Annotated in this window: 11 protein-coding genes; 9 read left to right on the top strand and 2 right to left on the bottom strand. The window is 68.8% G+C overall.

What is annotated here, in order from left to right; translation table 11 throughout:
* Window positions 1-2 precede the first annotated feature (2 nt).
* The 5 genes from ACIGO6_RS12460 to ACIGO6_RS12440 all read left to right on the top strand — a co-directional run bounded on the left by ACIGO6_RS12460 (window position 3) and on the right by ACIGO6_RS12440 (window position 5377).
* On the top strand, window positions 3-1241 hold the full coding sequence (locus tag ACIGO6_RS12460; RefSeq protein WP_399874813.1) for an acyl-CoA dehydrogenase family protein: 1239 nt from the start codon (window positions 3-5) through the stop codon (window positions 1239-1241).
* Entirely contained in the window at window positions 1241-2341 is a 1101-nt protein-coding gene (locus ACIGO6_RS12455; protein ID WP_399874811.1) for a phosphotransferase family protein, read from the top strand. Before ACIGO6_RS12460 ends, ACIGO6_RS12455 begins: the two co-directional genes overlap by 1 nt.
* Before the next feature lie 154 nt (window positions 2342-2495).
* Window positions 2496-2729, top strand: a complete 234-nt coding sequence (locus tag ACIGO6_RS12450) for a hypothetical protein (RefSeq protein ID WP_399874809.1) — start codon at window positions 2496-2498, stop codon at window positions 2727-2729.
* Entirely contained in the window at window positions 2726-4333 is a 1608-nt protein-coding gene (locus tag ACIGO6_RS12445; protein ID WP_399874807.1) for a transporter, read from the top strand. The genes ACIGO6_RS12450 and ACIGO6_RS12445 overlap by 4 nt, the downstream gene beginning before the upstream one ends.
* Window positions 4334-4510: 177 nt before the next feature.
* Window positions 4511-5377, top strand: a complete 867-nt coding sequence (locus tag ACIGO6_RS12440) for a phytanoyl-CoA dioxygenase family protein (protein ID WP_399874806.1) — start codon at window positions 4511-4513, stop codon at window positions 5375-5377.
* A gap of 129 nt (window positions 5378-5506) precedes the next feature.
* Here the strand turns inward: ACIGO6_RS12440 and ACIGO6_RS12435 are convergent, their stop codons facing one another.
* The gene (locus ACIGO6_RS12435) at window positions 5507-6832 is read right to left on the bottom strand and encodes a diacylglycerol/lipid kinase family protein (protein WP_399874804.1); all 1326 of its coding nucleotides are present in this window, start codon (window positions 6830-6832) and stop codon (window positions 5507-5509) included.
* A 262-nt stretch (window positions 6833-7094) separates the two neighbouring features.
* On the opposite strand from ACIGO6_RS12435, the gene ACIGO6_RS12430 reads away from it, so the two are divergent.
* Complete coding sequence (locus ACIGO6_RS12430; RefSeq protein ID WP_399874802.1) at window positions 7095-9308, top strand: SpoIIE family protein phosphatase; 2214 nt, start codon at window positions 7095-7097, stop codon at window positions 9306-9308.
* Window positions 9309-9394: 86 nt separating this feature from the next.
* Complete coding sequence (locus ACIGO6_RS12425; RefSeq protein ID WP_399874800.1) at window positions 9395-10021, top strand: TetR/AcrR family transcriptional regulator; 627 nt, start codon at window positions 9395-9397, stop codon at window positions 10019-10021.
* A 70-nt stretch (window positions 10022-10091) separates the two neighbouring features.
* On the opposite strand, the gene ACIGO6_RS12420 is transcribed toward ACIGO6_RS12425, so the two are convergent.
* The gene (locus tag ACIGO6_RS12420) at window positions 10092-13307 is read right to left on the bottom strand and encodes a bifunctional cytochrome P450/NADPH--P450 reductase (protein WP_399874798.1); all 3216 of its coding nucleotides are present in this window, start codon (window positions 13305-13307) and stop codon (window positions 10092-10094) included.
* Between the two features lie 251 nt (window positions 13308-13558).
* Here ACIGO6_RS12420 and ACIGO6_RS12415 point away from each other — a divergent pair, with 251 nt between their 5' ends.
* A complete protein-coding gene (locus tag ACIGO6_RS12415) occupies window positions 13559-14620 on the top strand; it encodes a zinc-binding dehydrogenase (RefSeq protein ID WP_399874797.1) in 1062 nt (353 codons plus the stop codon).
* A 458-nt stretch (window positions 14621-15078) separates the two neighbouring features.
* Window positions 15079-16476 (top strand): flavin monoamine oxidase family protein, encoded by a 1398-nt coding sequence (locus ACIGO6_RS12410; RefSeq protein ID WP_399874795.1) that lies wholly within the window; start codon window positions 15079-15081, stop codon window positions 16474-16476.
* The last annotated feature ends 109 nt before the right edge of the window (window positions 16477-16585 follow it).

The following is a 16585-nucleotide window of genomic DNA, read 5'->3' as shown; positions in this document are numbered from 1 at the left end:
CCATGACTTCCCCTCACCTTTCGCCGGAGATCGCGGAGCTGCGTGAGCGTACTCGCCGGTTCATTCGCGAGGTCGTCATCGACGCCGAGCCCGCACCGGGCGGACGGCTCGACCAGGCCACCCGTGCCCGGCTGCAGGCCGCGGCGAAGGAGGCCGGTGTCTTCGCGCCACTAGTGCCGACGGAGTACGGCGGGCGGGGCCTGCCCCTCCCGCACTGGTCACCGATCCTGCAGGAGGCCGGCTACTCGCCGATCGGTCCTGTGGCGCTCAACTGCATGGCACCCGACGAGGGGAACATGCACATGCTCAACCTGATCGCGACCGAGGAGCAGAAGAAGCGCTATCTCGCGCCTCTGGCGGCGGGGGACGTCCGGTCGTGCTTCGGCATGACCGAGCCCCATCCCGGAGCGGGGTCCGACCCGGCGGCGCTGCGGACCACGGCCGTGCGCGCCGACGGCGGTTGGATCATCGACGGCCACAAGCGGTTCACCAGCGGGGCTGTCGGTGCCGGGTTCTGCATCGTGATGGCGCGGACGCCGGCTGTCGACGGCTCCCCCGAAGGGGCCACCATGTTCCTCGTCGACATGACGAACCCCGGAATCCGGGTCGGCGAGGCGATCCACACCGTCGACCGCTCCATCGACGGCGGTCACCCGCACCTCCACCTAGAGGACTGCTTCATCGCCGACGACGCGGTGCTCGGCGAGGTGGGGCTGGGATTCCGGTACGCACAGGTACGGCTCGGGCCTGCACGTCTCACACACTGCATGCGGTGGCTGGGGCTGGCGCGGCGGGCGCACGACATCGCGCTGGACCGGGCCGCCCGGCGTGAGCTGTTCGGCGGCCCGATCGACTCGCTCGGCCTGGCACAGCACCTCATCGCCGAGTCGGTGATCGACATCGAGACCTCCGACGCGATCATCGCCAAGACCGCGGCTCTGCTGCACAGTGACCCGAAGGCGGGTTCGGCGATGTCGTCGGTGGCGAAGGTGCACTGTTCGGAGGCGGTCTTCCGGGTGGTCGACCGTGCCATCCAGATCTGCGGCGGCGACGGGGTCTCCGACGGGCTTCCACTGGCGCAGTACCTCAACGAGGTCCGCCCGTTCCGCATTTACGACGGCTCCAACGAGACCCACCGGTGGGCCATCGCCCGCCGTGCCTCGGCCGGCCGGAGCGCTGCGGTCCGAGCCGGTGAGCGGTACCGGGGCGACGCTGTCGTGGGCCGGAACGGAGGCTCGTGATGCACACCGTCCCCGACGGCGTGGAGGTCGTCGCGAGCTGGGAGAGTTCCCGTCACCTCGACAGCCCTCCGCTCCTGGTGCTCGACGCGGTCACCGGCTTCCTCGACGCACACGGCATCGGCAGCGGCCCGCTCGCGTGGCAGCGCATCGGCGAAGGCCACTCCAACATCACCTACCTGATCCAGCGCGGTGGCGATTGTGTCGTCCTGCGCCGTGGCCCGCGCCCGCCTCTGCCCAAGTCGACGCACGACATGGTGCGCGAGGCCCGCATCCAGAAGATCCTCGGCGGCCACGGGGTGCCGGTGCCGGAGATCGTCGCCGTCTGCGAGGACGCGTCCCTGCTGGGCGTGCCGTTCTACCTCATGTCCCGGCTCGACGGGATCGTCATCACCGACACGATCCCACCCCACCTCTCCCCCGCCGAACAGCGCCGGGCCACCAGCGAGGCGGTCGTCGACACCCTCGTCGCCCTGCACAGCATCGACGTGACCGGAGCGGAACTCGCCTCCCTGGGCTTCCCCGAGGGGTATCTCCGGCGCCAGGTCGACAGGTTCCACGGGTTGTGGGAGGTCAACACCACACGCAGCCTGCCCGCGGTGGAGCGCATCGGGGACTGGCTCGGCCGTAACCTCCCGACGAGCCAGGCGGCCTCGGTGGTGCACGGCGACTACCGCATGGGCAACCTCATGTTCGCACCCCAGGCGCCGGCCAGGGTCCTCGCGATCCTGGACTGGGAGATGGCCACGCTCGGCGACCCGCTCGCGGACCTGGGGTACCTCACCGCCACCTACTCCGAGGCCGGCAGCCCTGCCACCCCGCTCGAACTCACCCGGGTGACCCGGTCGCCCGGCTACCTCACCCGGCGTCAACTGGCAGAGCGCTACCAGTCCCGCACGGGCCTCGATCTGTCCCCGCTGCCCTGGTACCAGACCCTCGCACTGTGGAAGGCAGCGATCTTCTGCGAGGCCATCTACATCCGCTGGCAGCGTGGGGAGCGTCCCCACGACAAGACCTTCGGGCCGTCGCTCGAAACGGGTGTCCCCCGACTGCTGGAGCAGGCGGGGCGATACGCCGGCCTGACGGCGACCACTCGCCGCTGACAACGCGTCCCGGTACGGCCGCCCGACTCCAACGCTCGTCCTCAACGGCTGCGACCGTCTCCACGACCCCTCGCGCCGTGTCCGTCTTCCCTTTTCTTCAGAGAGAGATCTCGTGCCCTCCGCTTCCTCCCGGCCTTCCCCCCGTGACACACGAGTGCTGGTCACTGTCAACGCGCTGCCGCTCGCCGTCGGTGTCCTGCTCTCCTGCTCCACGACCCTTGGAGAGACCTCCGTGTACGGACGTCTCACCCTCGGCATGGCGTGGGCGCTCACGCAGCTCGTCGTCCTCGTCGGCGGGACGTGGTGGTACGAGAGCCGGGCCGCGTCCTCGTGCGAGCCGGCCCCGGCGACGACCGCTGCCTCTCGTTCGGTCGGGGGCACCTGGTGACGACGTACCTCCTGAGCGTCGGCTCGCCCGACCTCATCGGCTCCGCCGCGAGGGGCGCGGTCATCACCGCCTTCTTCGTCTTCATCGGCCTCTGCCTCCTGTGGGTCTTCACCCTCGCCACTCAGGACGACGATCCGGAACGCCTCTACGTCGCCGGCCGGTCTCTCCCGCCCGTCTTCAACGGCGTCGCGATGGCGGGGGAACAGATCACGGTCGTCATCCTGGTCTCGTTGCCGGGAGCGATCGCCCTCTTCGGCTACGACGGTGTCTCGACCGCCGTCGACAGTGCCCTCGCACTCGGTGTCTTCCTGCTCCTCGCCTCCAGGATTCGCGCGACCCGCCGCTACACCCTCGGTGAGCTGTTCGCCCTGCGTGCCGAGGGACCGGGAACGCGGATCGCCGGTGCGGTGGTGACGCTGTGCATCGCCGTACCCCTGCTCATGGTCCAACTGCGTGCCGGCGGCATCACCGCCGCTCTTCTGATCGGCATGCCGACCGAGACGGCCCAGGTGGTGTGCACGGTACTGATGGGATTCCTCATCACATGCTTCGCAGGAGTGGCCGATCTGCGCGGCACCAGTTTCATACAGGTCGCCAAGGTGCCCATAGCCCTGGCGACGCTCGCCGCATTGACCCTGCTGGCGCTCCGCCTGTTCGACTGGAGTCCTGAATCGCTGTTGTCGGCCGCCATGGACAAGAGCATGTCGCCGGACGACTACCTCAGCCCCGGGTTGTGGGCGCACACCGCCGACTTCGGTCCGCTCGGCACCATCAGCGACCACATCGTCGTCATCCTCGGCACCGCGATGATGCCCCACCTGCTCCTGCGCGTCAGCGCCAGTCGGGACGCGTCCGCCGCGCGACGATCATTGAGCGTCGCCGTAGGACTGACCGGCCTCTTCTACCTGCTCCTGATCACGGCCGGTGTCGCCGCTGCCGCGGTGGTGGGCAGCGGACAGATCGGGGTCGTCGACGTGAAGGGACAGGGAGCCCCGATCCTCCTGGCATCGGAGGTCCTCCCCCACCACTCCACGGGCCGGATCGTGGTCATCGTCCTCGTGGCCTGTGTCGCCTTCCTCGCCGTCCTCACAGCCGTGGCGAGCGTGACCTTCGCCGCCGCCGTCTCCGTGGCCCGCGACCTGTTCGGGCAGAAGGGCCGTACCAGGATCGGCATCGGAGAGCCGGCCGTCATGCGACTGTCCGTTGTCACGCTCTGCGCAGTCAGTCTTCTCCTCGCCACCGCCCTGTACCGCTACCCCATCGAATTCCTCCTCGCCTTCTCGCTGAGCCTCGCGGCCACCTGTGTCTTCCCCGCGCTCGTCTACTCCTTCCTGTGGACCGGCTTCGACCGCCGAGGGCTGCTGTGGCTCGTCTACGGAGGGCTGTCCCTCTGCGCACTCCTGACCCTCGCCTCCCCCGCGGTGTCCGGGACGAAGTACGCGCTGTTGCCGGACCAGGACTTCAACCTGATCCCGCTTCACACCCCCGGGCTGATCTCCGTCCCGGCAGCCTTCCTCCTCGGATGGCTCGGCAGCGCGACGCGCCCGTGGGAGGGGACCCCACGAACCCGGCGCACGGCGTTGAGGGAGGGACGAAGTCAGTGACACGTCCTGACTTTTGACTCGACAACCGTAGGAGAGCGGCGGTGCGACCGGCGTGTGCATCGTGCACCGGGCCCGAGCAAGGCAGGTGCTCGCTGTCGTTCTCGTCGGCGGCCGTGGCTGGCGAGAGTAACGCCACCAGCCACAGGAACAGCGAGGACCTTGAGGGAGAGAACGCACATGACGACACCGAAGCAGCCCCAGACCCTTACGTCGGTGGGGACTGACACGCCGACGGACGAGATACTCAAGCTCCTGACCCGCGACGGAGGCGTCATCGTCAAGGACATCCTGACGAAGGAGCAGATGAACCGCTTCAACGCCGAGATCGAGCCGCCGATGCGGGCACTTCGCCCGGGCTCGACCCACGAGAATGACATGGTGGCCGCGTTCCACGGCAGCAACACCAAGCGACTCACCAACCTGGTCACGCACAGCGCCACGTTCCGCAACGAGATCCTCGAACACTCCCTGGTCCACGAGGTCTGCGACCGGACCTTCCTCCCGGAGTCGGGCACGTACTGGATGACCACCGCGCAGGTGATCGAGATCGGCCCCCGCAGCCAGGCGCAGATGCTGCACCGGGACCTGGAGAACTGGTTCCCTTTCATCGGGATGGGGCCCAACGGCCCGGAGGTCACCCTCAACTTCCTGATCGCCCTGACCGACTTCACGGAGGAGAACGGCGCCACCCGAGTCATTCCGGGGAGCAACCACTGGAACGACTTCGAGGACCGCGGGACTCCTGAGCAGACAGTTCCCGCGATCATGAACGCCGGAGACGCCCTTTTGTTCAGCGGCAAGACCGCGCACGGTGGCGGCGCGAACCAGACCAGCGACGCGTACCGGCGGGCCGTGGCCTTCGCCCTCAATCCGGGCTTCCTCACCGGCGAGGAGGCGTACCCCTTCCTGGTCGACATGGAGGTCGCGAAGACGCTCTCGCCGCGTGTCCAGCGCATACTCGGGTTCCGGTCCCAGTACCCGAAGGGCTCTCCTGGCCTGTGGCAGGTCGACTACGCCGACCTGGGCGACTACCTCGGTCTCTGAGAGCCGACCCGATCAACTCACGCGCCATGGCCGGCGCCCTCTGCCGGTGGGACGGACGGGCCCGAGGGGCTTGCACTGCGTCGCAGCGAGGCACGGGTCTCACCGAGGACGGCAGGGACCGTGCTGTGGTCAGGTGCGGCTCTCGCCTGATGCTGTGTGCTCGACGGGACCGCACGCGAGGGCGAGCAGTTTCCGCCAGTCGACCGGGGGCGCTGGTGGCGGTGCGCCGGGGCGGTCGCGTGGCAGCAGCACCCGTAGCGCGCGGGGCCGTACCGAGCACACGACCGGTGTGCGCAGCCACAGCGCCTCCCCGTCGACCGCCACCGGAATCTGCGCCTCCTCGCCGCCCCCCGTCTCCGGGGGCTGCGGGCCCCCGCCGGCCGTCACCTCGACCCGCCGCGCGGTCGTCACGGTGAGTCCCGGCGCCTGTGAGCCCCACAGGGCCAGCTGTGCCGCCTGTGCCGCGTTCTGCACCCTGATCCCGATCACACCCAGCTCACCGTCGTCGAGCACGGGCCGGCGCCCGCCGCCGCTCAGTTCGTCGGGCGAGACGTACGGGTTGTTACTGATCAACAGCGCCTGCTGGTCCGCGAGCCGGGTACCGTCCACACGCGCGTCGAGTCGTCGCGCGCCCTCCCTGGCCAGAAGGTCCGGCATCAGCTTCAGGGCGGTGCCCGTCTTGTCGTCGCGGTACTCGGGGCTCTGCACGATGTCCGCGTACACGCCGAAGGACACCGTGTTGACGAAGGGACGGCCGGACACGTCGCCGAGATCGACCCGGATCTCCTCGCCGTCGGTCAAGGCATCCAGGCAGCGGGCCGGGTCGGCGCGGTCGAGGCCGAGATCCATGGCGAAGTGGTTGCGGGTGCCCGCGGAGATCACAAGGAACGGCAGTCCGTGTTCGGCGGCGACGGCCGCGACCAGTGCCTGAGTACCGTCGCCACCGGCGACACCGAGCAGGTCGGCACCGTCTTCTACGGCCTCTCGGGCCAGTCCGCCCACGTCGACCGGGGCGGACGGGTCCAGCAGGATCACCCGCGCGCCCAGTCGCTCCGCCCGCTTCACGAGGTCGAAGCGGGCGACCTTGCCACCGCCCGCCTTCGGATTCATGATCAGCACCGCCCGCCTCGGCGGACGTGCGCGTACGGGCCGCTGCGACCGGGGCGGCCGCGCTCGGTGCAGCGCCGTGCGGCCGCAGGTCACCGCCGTCGCCCAGCACAGGCTGGAGATCATCGCGATCAGCCACAGACCGCTCCGCGCGTAGAACACGAGCACTCCGGCCGGCGCCGCGACGGCCACGAACGCGCCGAGCAGCCGCACGAGACCGCGCCGGGCCACGAGCCACCACATGCCTGCGGCGCAGACCACGAGCCCGAGGATCCCGGCCATGACCACGAGCAGTCCGCCCCCGCCCAGCGCAAGCAGCAGCACCCCCACGGCGGCGGCTGCCGCCACCACGGCGCACCGCGCGAGCAGCCGGGCTGCCGGCCCGGCCCGCGACCGTGCCTTTCGTGTCCTGTCTATGGCCTTCTCCTGAAGGGGTGCTGAGCTGTTCTGCCTCACCAGCCTGACTCAGCACCCCTGGCCGCGTGCGTCCCGGACGCCTGTACGGGTGAGCCGGTCGGTCGAGCGCGTCGATCCCCGGCGCGAGACAGCTGGGGGGCTGGCCCCAGCCGCACGAGGGGCGTACGCCAAGGGCTTCCCGTACATTCGCACTATGGGAACCGATGTCGATGCGTTCCTTGGTCAGCTGGCCCGCCACCTCAGGCCACAGGTGGCGAAGCTGGTCGGCCTGGTGCTCCAGCGCCTGAACGACGAACTCCCCGAGCTGTCGGAGGAGAGGGAGATCGCGGCTCTGACCTTGGAGGAGACAGGCCAGCACGTAAGCGCTTTTCTGGATTTCCTGGAGACCCGCCCTGGTGCGAGCTCGCCGAACGCTCCTGCGGTCGCCTTGGAGGTAGGTCGCCTCTACGCCCGGCGAGGGGTCTCGGTGAGCAGACTCCTCCGGGGCTACCGGGTCGGCCACCTCAGCTTGCTCGAACTGTTGCAAGCCGAAGCGCCCCGCCTCACCAGTGACTGGCACATGATCCACCTGGCCTCGATGCGGCTGGTCACGATCGGCTTCGACTACGTGGACCGGTCCTCGGAAGAGGTCGTCGCCGCCTACCAGGAGGAGCGCGACCATCTCCTTCAGCAGCGACTCGCCCTCACCAACAGGGCGAGCAAGCGGATCGGGACCACGCTCGATGTCACCCGCACCGCACAGGAGTTGACGGAGGTGTGCACCGAGGAATTCGCCGATCTCGTCACCGTCGACCTCTTCGACTCCGCCCTCGACGAAACGGGCACGGGTTCACCGGAGGTTCTGACGCAGCGCAGAGTCGCCCAGCGCTCCGTCCTCGTCGGCTGTCCGGAGTCCCTGCTCCGCATTGGCGAGGCCCACTCCTACCCCGACGACTCGGAACCGGCGCGCACACTGGTCACCGGGCGATCCGTCCTGCACCGCATCAGGGGGACCGAGATGCCCGTGTGGATGGCCCCCTCCGAGTCCCACAGACACGCGTTGCGCACCCTCGGCCTCCACTCGGTTCTCCTCGTGCCGTTGCACGCCCGTGGGGAGACCCTGGGCCTGGTGCAGTTCTCGCGCCATCGCACCTCGGTCCCCTTCGACGACGACGACCTCCTGCTGGCGCAGGAGATCGTCTCCAGGGCAGCGGTGTCCATCGACAACGCCCGCCGGTACACCCGTGAGCGTTCCACCGCGCTCGCTCTCCAGCGAACCCTGCTGCCGCGACACACGGTGAAACAGTCGGCCGTCGAAGCGGCCTCGCGTTACCTGCCCGCCGGGTCCCGCGCGGGTGTGGGCGGCGACTGGTACGACGTGATTCCGCTGTCCGGGGCCCGCGTCGCGCTCGTCGTCGGCGACGTGGTCGGACGCGGCCTGCACGCCGCCGCCACCATGGGCCGACTCCGCACAGCCGTCCGTGCCTTCGCCGATATCGACCTCATGCCCGATGAGCTGCTCACGCATCTGGACGACGTGGTCATCCGGATGCAGCGCGAGGAGTCACGGGACGAGGGTGAGATCAGCGCCACCTGCCTGTACGCGATCTACGACCCCGTCTCCCGCCTGTGCTCCGTCGCCAGTGCCGGCCATGTCCCGCCGACCGTGGTGACCCCCTCGACCACCGGCGAGGACACCCGGACCTCCAGCGTGGTCGACCTGCCCGAGGTGTCGGTCGGTCCGCCCCTCGGCCTGGGCGGACTCCCTTTCGAGACGACGGGGTTCGAACTGCGGGAGGGCAGCCTGCTGGCCCTGCACACCGATGGGCTGATCTCCGACCGCACGCGTGACGTGGATGTCGCACTCACCACACTGCACGATGTCCTCACCTCGGCGCCGGAGTCGCTGGAGGAGACCTGCGACCAGCTGCTGGCCGCACTGCTGCCCAGCCGACCCGCCGATGACGTCGCTCTGCTGGTGGCCCGGACCCGAGCCCTCGATCCCGACCATGTCGCAGCGATCAACCTGCCGTCCGATCCAGCAGCCGTATCCGGAGCCCGCCGCTTCGCTTCCGACGTACTGGCAGCCTGGGGGCTGGAGGAGATGTCCTTCACCACCGAGCTGGCCGTCAGCGAACTGGTGACGAACGCGATCCGCTACGGCAAGAGCCCCATCCAGCTGCGACTGATCCTCCAGTCGACGCTCACCTGCGAGGTCTCCGACGCCAGCAGCACGGCCCCGCATCTGCGCCGCGCCCGGATCTCCGACGAAGGCGGCCGGGGCCTGCTGCTGGTGGCCCAGCTCACCGATCGCTGGGGCGCACGACACAGTCGTGAGGGAAAAGTCATCTGGGCCGAGCAGGCTCTCCCCGCGGACAGCGGGTCCGACCACCGAGCGAACGAAACACCGCTCGGGCCTCAAGAGTGAGGCGCGTGCGACCAGGGCGTTCGCCTGGCCGGTGACAGAGACCTCGACCGACTTGATCGATTGACTAAGTCGATATACTGGACTGTATGGCTCATGTTTCCGCGGCGGAGCGCCGCCCCCAGTTGATCAAGGCGGCCATCGACCTCATGACCCGGGAGGGCGTCGCCGCGGGAAGCACCCGTGCCATCGCCGCGGAGCTCGGCGTCGCACAGGCCACCGTCCACTACACCTTCGGCACGAAGGAGGATCTCTACCGGGCGGTGATGGACCAGATCACCGACGAGCTGGTCGCGCAGGTGCAGCGGGCGGCGCCGGAGGACGCGGGCTTCGAGAAGACCTTCAGCGCCTTGGCGGGGGCCTTGTGGGGCACCGTGCGCGAGCCCACGTCGCACCAGCAGCTGCTCACTGAACTGACGATGTTCGCCCTGCGTGTGCCCGGGCTCAACGAGGCCCGGCAGAGCCATTACCAGCGGGTCATCGAGGTGACCGCACAGGTGATCGCCGAAACCGCGGACAGGACGGGACAGAAACTGGCCGAGTCCCCGGAAACAGTGGCTCGGTTCTTCCTCTCCGGCTTCGACGGACTCACCATGCAGGTCCTGCTGAGTGTGCCGGACGAGGCCACGGAGCGGACGGGCCTCAGGGCACTCGTCGCCGCGACCGTGGCGCTGGCCAAGGGGAGCCTCGACCTCCCGGACGTGCCGACGCCCTGACACGACGTGAAGACGGTTGGGGGCGCACCTGGAAGGTGCGCCCCCAACCGTCTCTGCCCACTCGTGAGACTCAGCCGGCCCAGACGTCCTCGACGTAGCGCCCGGACTCAACGAGCGCCGCGAGCCACGCCACGGCCTGCTCATCGCTCGAACCGGTCCGTTCACGGTAGATCGCCATGAACGCTTCCCGTACGGCCGGTGCCATACGGCGGCCGTCGCCGCAGATGTAGACGCGCCCGTCGGACTCCAGGACCGACCACACCTCCTCGCTCTCGCGGGCGAGGCGCTCCTGGACGAAGCGGGCGCCGTTCTCGGGCGCGTGCATGAAGGTGGGGCGCATGCTGACGGCGCCGGCCGCCTCGGCTGCCTCGAACTCCTCCCGGTGGAGGAAGTCCACGTCGGGATGGTCGCAGCCGAAGTAGCAGAGCAGGGTGCCGGTCGAACCGGCGTGATGGCGATCGAGGACCGCGCCGCGGAAGGGCGCGAGGCCGGTACCCGCGCTGATCAGGATCACCGGTACGGAGGTGTCCTCGGGGAGGCGGAAGGACTCGCTGCACGGCAGGACCCGGGCCTGGATCACATCGCCCGCGTTCACCGTCTGCAGGAAGTGCGAGGCGATGCCCCGGAAGGTGCCCTCCCCCGACCGGTGGGGCGCCGCGAGCAGCGACACCATCAGGTCCGCCTCGCCCGGCCGGGCCGCGGCGGACGACGAGATCGAGTAGTGCCGGGGGCGCAGCACCGGCAGCAGCTCCAGGAAGCGCTCGAAGGGCAGTTCGCACGCACGGTAGCGCTCCAGGAGGTCCAGGACGCTGAGCCCCGCGACGGTCACCTGCTCCCGGAAGGTCTCGGCATCGGCGGTGGCGAAGACGGTGAGCGGCTGCTTCTCGGGCGGGCAGGAAGTGTGCTCGGCGAGCACGGCGACCTGCTCCTGGGTGGCCGGGTCCTGCAGCTCGACGAAGTCGGTGAGCAGGCGGCGCAGGGTCAGCGGCCGGTCGACGGGCAGCGCGCCCCGGCTCCGGCGGCGGGCGCGCAGCCGGACCGTGCGGTCCAGGTCGAGGCCGAAGCGGTCGGCGACACGCTGGACGAGGGCCTCGGGATTGCTGGGCAGGACAGCCAGGTGATCAGCGGTGCGGTAGCTGACGCCCTCAGGCAGACGGAGCCGCAGGAACCGCTTGGAGCGTCCGAGTTCGTGGTCGGTGTCGACGAGTTCGTACGCTTCGAGGACCTCCATCGGCTGGACGCCGTGGCGCTCGGCGAGACCGCCGAGGACCGACTCCGAGGTGTCCTCCAGCTCGTACAGCCCTTCTGCTTCCGCCTCGGGTGCGGGGCCCGCCGTCTCGCCGGCGGTCGCTTCGCCGTACTCGTCCAGCAGGACCGTCCACAGGTCCGCCGTCCACTGGTCGACCACTCCGCCGAAGTCACCGGAGGCGTCGGCGGCGCCGCGCTCCAGAAGCGGGACGGCGCCGGCGGCGGCCAGACGCTCGTCGATCAGGGTGGGGATGCGCTGGTAGGTCGCCGCCCAGTTGCGGTCGCCGACACCGAGGACGGCGTACCGCAGGCCGGCGAGCGAGCCGGGGGCGAGGTTCTCCAGAGCGGCGACGAACTCGGCTGCGTCGTCGGTGGGGCGACCGTTGTAGGAAGCGGCGACGATGACGACGGGCCCCTCGGTTCCGGCCAGCCTTTCCGTGTACTCGTTGAGGGAGGCGACGGACGGGGTGAAGCCGTGCTCCTCGCCGTCACCGCCGAGGTCGCGGGCGATGCCGGCGCAGGTGCCCAGGTTGGATCCGTGCAGCAGGGTCAGCGCGGTGCCGCTCGCACGGCGCGTCACGGTGGCGGTCCGGCCCGGGACGGGATCCGCCGCCGTCACGGCGGGCAGGCGCCGTTCGTCGCTGGTGCGGCGGGCGAGCCGGAGGCTGAACCCGTCGGGCTTGATGGTCAACGTCGACTTGATCTTCAACTGGTAGTCGGTGTGGTCGATCAGACGGTAACGGTGCACCAGCAGACCCAGCAGCAGGGTGGCCTCGTGCAACGCGAACTGGCGGCCGATGCAGGCCCGCTCGCCGTTGCCGAACGGCTTGAAGGCGTGGACCGAGCGGGCCGCCTCCCGCTCGGGGGTGAAGCGCTCGGGATCGAACAGCTCGACGTTCTCCCCCCAGGCCGCGTCACGGTGGAGGGCCGAGGTGATCACCATCAGCGACTCGCCCTTGCGTACGGGGTACTTGCCGCCGATGACGGTGTCCTCGATCGGCTCGACGGCGAACGCGGGAGCCGTCGGCCACAGCCGCAGGCTCTCGTTGAGCACCTGGCGGATGTAGGTGAGCTTGCCGATGTCGCCGTACCCGGGATCCGGGGCGTCGGTGTCACCCCACAAGGCGTCCACCTCGGCCTGGGCCCGGGCGAGCACCTCCGGATGCTTGGTCAGGTAGTAGAGGGCGAAGGAGAGCGCGCTGCTGGTGGTCTCGTGGCCGGCGATCAGGAAGGTGATCACCTGGTGGCGGATGTTGACGTCGTCCAGCAACTCGCCGGTGGCGGGGTCCTCGGTGTGCAGCATCAGCCCCATCAGGTCGTCCGTGCTGGTGTCGCCGGAGGCGCGACGCTCCTTGATCACCTCGTCGACGAGGTCCGTCATCAGGTCGATGTCCTTGCGGAACTGCTCGACCTTCTTCCTCTTGAACAGCTCGGAGCCCGGCACGGACTCGCCCTTCTCCTGGGCGAAGACGAGAGCCCGGGCCATCGCGTCGACGAACGGATGCAGGTCGTTGCGCCGGAATGACTGGAAGTCGTAGCCGAAGCCACACAGACCGATCGTGTCGAAGGTCAGCCGGGTCATCTCGTCGGGAACGTCCACCGACTGCACCCCGGCCAGCCGGTCCCACTTGCTGATCAGTGAACGGGCGACCTTCAGCATGGGGGCGTGGTAGCTGCGCATCGCGCCGAGCGAGAACGCGGGCATCAGGATGTCGTGGGCCTTGCGCCAGTTCGGTTCGTGGTTGTAGGCGGTGAACAGACCATCCCCGGCCAGGGCCCGAACCTCGACCAGGTCGGCGTGAACGTGCTTGCGGAAACGGGTCTCGTCCGACAGTTCGGTCACGAGGTCCAGGCCGCCGATCATGACGGTGTCCCTCCCGAAGACCCGCAGCCGGTACACAGGCCCGAACTCCCTGAACTCCTTCTGCAGGTAGGCCAGGAAGTCCGCACCGGCGGGAAGGTTGAACGCGTGGCCCACGAGGGGCAGCGGGGGGCGCTCGGGGATCGCCCGCGCCGCACCTACGGACACCTGAGTCATGAGCGTGCCTTTCGTTTCTCTTCAGCGGTCACCAATCAACTTACACGTGACTTTGTCACTCGAACATGTCGGATGACTGTATCGAAGGACACAGTCGGCGAGGGGAACCCGGAATCCCTGACGAACGTCCGGCGGCGGCAGCTTGACAGGCAACCTCGTCAAGGGACACGGTTAACCGACATGGTCGTGTGACCATGTCGTGCGTCTAGCTATAGGCGTGCGCTTCTTCCCGAGCACATCGAGGTTTGCGCATGAACACCATGCTGGCCGGGCGGCTTCGCCTGGACACCCGTACCTTCGCCGTCGAAGAGGTTCCGATCCCGGTTCCCGGCCCGGGCGAAGTCCTCGTCGAAGTGCGGGCCGCCGGCGTCTGCCTGTCCGACATCCATCTGATCGACGGCAGCCTGAGCCCCTTCTACCCCGTGGACACCGTCAAAGACTCCGGTGCCCTCACCCCCGGCCACGAGGTGGCCGGTGTCGTCCACACCGTCGGCCCCGACGTCAAGGGCAACTGGACTCCCGGCCTGCGTGTCGTACTACAGGCCGGTCAGGCGTGCGGCGACTGCGCCGACTGCCTGCGCCACATGACCTGCCGCCAGCCCCTGACCCGAGGAGTGGACTACGACGGGGGCTGGGCGCAGTACGCCCTCGCCCGGGAGGACACGCTGCTCCCCATCCCGGACAACCTGCCGTTCGACCAGGCCGCGATCATCCCCGACGCCGTCTCCACCCCGTACGCCGCGATCGTGGACACCGGCGCGGTCCGCCCCGCGCAGGCAGTCGGCATCTGGGGAGCCGGAGGTCTCGGCGCCCACGGCATCCGACTCGCCCGCCTGGCCGGCGCCGCCCCGGTCATCGCCGTCGACCCGCTGCCCTCGGCCCGAGAGCGCGCCCTCCTCTTCGGAGCCGACGAGGCACTGGACCCCACGGCCGGAGACTTCACCGAGGCGATACGCAAGGCCACGGCAGGGCGGGGCATCGACGTCGCCTTCGACTTCGCCGGCGTAGGAGCGGCCCGCGCCCAGGCCGGCACCGTGCTCGGCCCGAACGGCGTCCTGGTCCTCGCCGGCCTCACCCCGGAGCCGGTCAGCGTCGCCGACAGCATCGACTTCTGCTTCAACGTCCGGCAGATCCGCGGACACTACGGCTCCGAACCGGAGCACGTGGAACAGCTCGTCCGGCTGGCCGCCGCCGGACGGATCGACCTCGGCCCCTCCGTCAGCGCCCACGTCCCCCTGGCCGAAGCCGCGGACGCCGTCGCCCGGCTGGAGAAGAAGATCGGAGACCCGATCCGCCTCGTACTCACCCCCTGAGCAAAGTGGAGTGGAGTCCGGATCACCCTTCTCTGTTTTGATTTCTTTCGAGGGAACAGACAGCAGCCGAAGCCGGTGCTCGATTACGAGACCGGACGGCAAGCACGTTTACGATCGCCGAATTGTTCGAATGAAGTCACACCCCTCGGGCGTGGTCGGGCATGGCGTGTCACATCGCTTGTCAATCGCTGATGCCCCGAACTCAGGAGTCGGTGCATCGTGCACTCGCTCCGATCGAGACAGGTGCACTTTTTCGTTGCAGTCGGAGTCCACAGTTGGGACGGTGGAAACGTCGGAGCCGCGACCAACGAAAAGTCGGAAACAGGCATACGAACCGCGGATTCGGGCGTGGTACGTCACCATACCTGGTACGACACATAGCATTCCCGAATCCCTTACCGACCTGATCACTCAATACATCTCACAATACGCAGACCGCGTGAGTGAAGGAGGAAAACATGTCGAACTCTCTTAAGGTTGGAATCGAGGACACGGCAGTCGACGTCGTGATCGTCGGTGCCGGCTTCGCCGGCCTGACCGCCGCAGAACGGCTGGTGAACATGGGCGTGTCGGTCTTGGTGGTGGAAGGTCGCGACCGCGTCGGAGGCCGAGCGTTCTCGGGCGAAGTGGCCGGGGTCAAGGTCGACCTCGGGGCGACGTGGGTCGCACGGCGGCACACTGCGATCCGGGACCTTGCGAGCCGGTTGGGGTGCACGACGACCAGTCAGTTCGACGAGGGCCACAACGTCCTGTGGATGGACGGACAGCGCAGCACCTACACCGGCACCTTCCCCGAGGTCTCACCTGAAGCCTTGGAAGACCTGGCCCGTATCCAGATGGCGGTGGCGGAACTGACTTCGACCATCAACGTCGATGCAGCCTGGGAATCCCCGGACGCCGGGCAGCTCGACGCGATCTCGTTCGGAGAATGGCTCGACCAGCAGCAGGCGACGACGAGCACCCGGGCGCTGATGACGATCCTCACCAAGGTGCAGTGGGGCTGCAGCCCGGGGGACGTCTCTCTGCTGCACGCTTTGCGCTACATTCGCGCTGCCGGGGGCGTGGAGCACATGCTCAGCGTCGAGGACGGTCAGCAAGAGGAGCGCATCACCGAAACGACTCAAGAGATCGCCGTGAGGCTCGCCGAGCGACTCGGCGACAGGGTTGTCGTCGGTGCCCCTGTTCGACGCATCACCCAGGACGACGGCGGCGTCACGGTCAGCACCGACTCGGAAGTGATCAACGCCAAGTACGCCATCGTCACTGCCGCCCCCTCGCACCGCGCCGACATCGATTTCGAGCCTGCCCTGCCCGACAAGGCAGAAGGGCTCGCGAAGACGTGGCGTCTGGGCACGCTGAGCAAGGCGTTCGTCGCCTATGAGAAGCCCTTCTGGCGGAGCAGCGGGCTTTCGGGTGAGGCACTGACCGACACCGGGACCGTTTTCATCACCTTCGACGTTTCGCCCGATGACAACGGACCAGGCGTCCTGATGGCCTTCTGCGACCCCCGCGTATTCGACGGTTTCAACTCGGCGGATCGACGTCGCCGGGTGATCGACCAGCTCGTCGAGCTGTACGGCGCTCAGGCGAGCACCCCCATCGACTACGTGGACCACTGCTGGGGCCCGGCGTCCGAACCGTTCGCCCCGGGAGGGCCGAACCCTGCTGTAGCCCCCTATGCATCCGTCAGTTACGGCAGCGCCCTCACGGAGCCTCACGGGCGCATCCACTGGGCCGGGGTGGAAACCGCTGGCGAGTGGGCCGGAACCATGAACGGCGCCGTGCTGACGGGTCAGCAGACCGCCGAGCGGGTCGCACAGCGGCTTGGAGGGCGCGCCGACAAGGGTGCCCAGTAGGCAGCGCTGCGGGGAGCCGATTTCGGCAGGCCGGACGGGAGGGCGCGACCAGCCCATGCACCGTGCACCATACCCAGGGGAAGCAGGTGCTCAGTGTCGTTCCCTCCGC

The organism is Streptomyces sp. NPDC053750, from assembly GCF_044544295.1.
Lineage (GTDB): Bacteria > Actinomycetota > Actinomycetes > Streptomycetales > Streptomycetaceae > Streptomyces.
This window is presented reverse-complemented; position numbering and strand designations above follow the sequence as displayed.

Excerpts from the sequence above, each read along its gene's own strand:
- ACIGO6_RS12460 (WP_399874813.1), top strand. The coding sequence starts at position 3 with ATGACTTCCCCTCACCTTTCGCCGGAGATCGCGGAGCTGCGTGAGCGT.
- ACIGO6_RS12455 (WP_399874811.1), top strand. The coding sequence starts at position 1,241 with ATGCACACCGTCCCCGACGGCGTGGAGGTCGTCGCGAGCTGGGAGAGT.
- ACIGO6_RS12440 (WP_399874806.1), top strand. The coding sequence starts at position 4,511 with ATGACGACACCGAAGCAGCCCCAGACCCTTACGTCGGTGGGGACTGAC.
- ACIGO6_RS12430 (WP_399874802.1), top strand. The coding sequence starts at position 7,095 with ATGGGAACCGATGTCGATGCGTTCCTTGGTCAGCTGGCCCGCCACCTC.
- ACIGO6_RS12425 (WP_399874800.1), top strand. The coding sequence starts at position 9,395 with ATGGCTCATGTTTCCGCGGCGGAGCGCCGCCCCCAGTTGATCAAGGCG.
- ACIGO6_RS12420 (WP_399874798.1), bottom strand. The coding sequence starts at position 13,307 with ATGACTCAGGTGTCCGTAGGTGCGGCGCGGGCGATCCCCGAGCGCCCC.
- ACIGO6_RS12415 (WP_399874797.1), top strand. The coding sequence starts at position 13,559 with ATGAACACCATGCTGGCCGGGCGGCTTCGCCTGGACACCCGTACCTTC.
- ACIGO6_RS12410 (WP_399874795.1), top strand. The coding sequence starts at position 15,079 with ATGTCGAACTCTCTTAAGGTTGGAATCGAGGACACGGCAGTCGACGTC.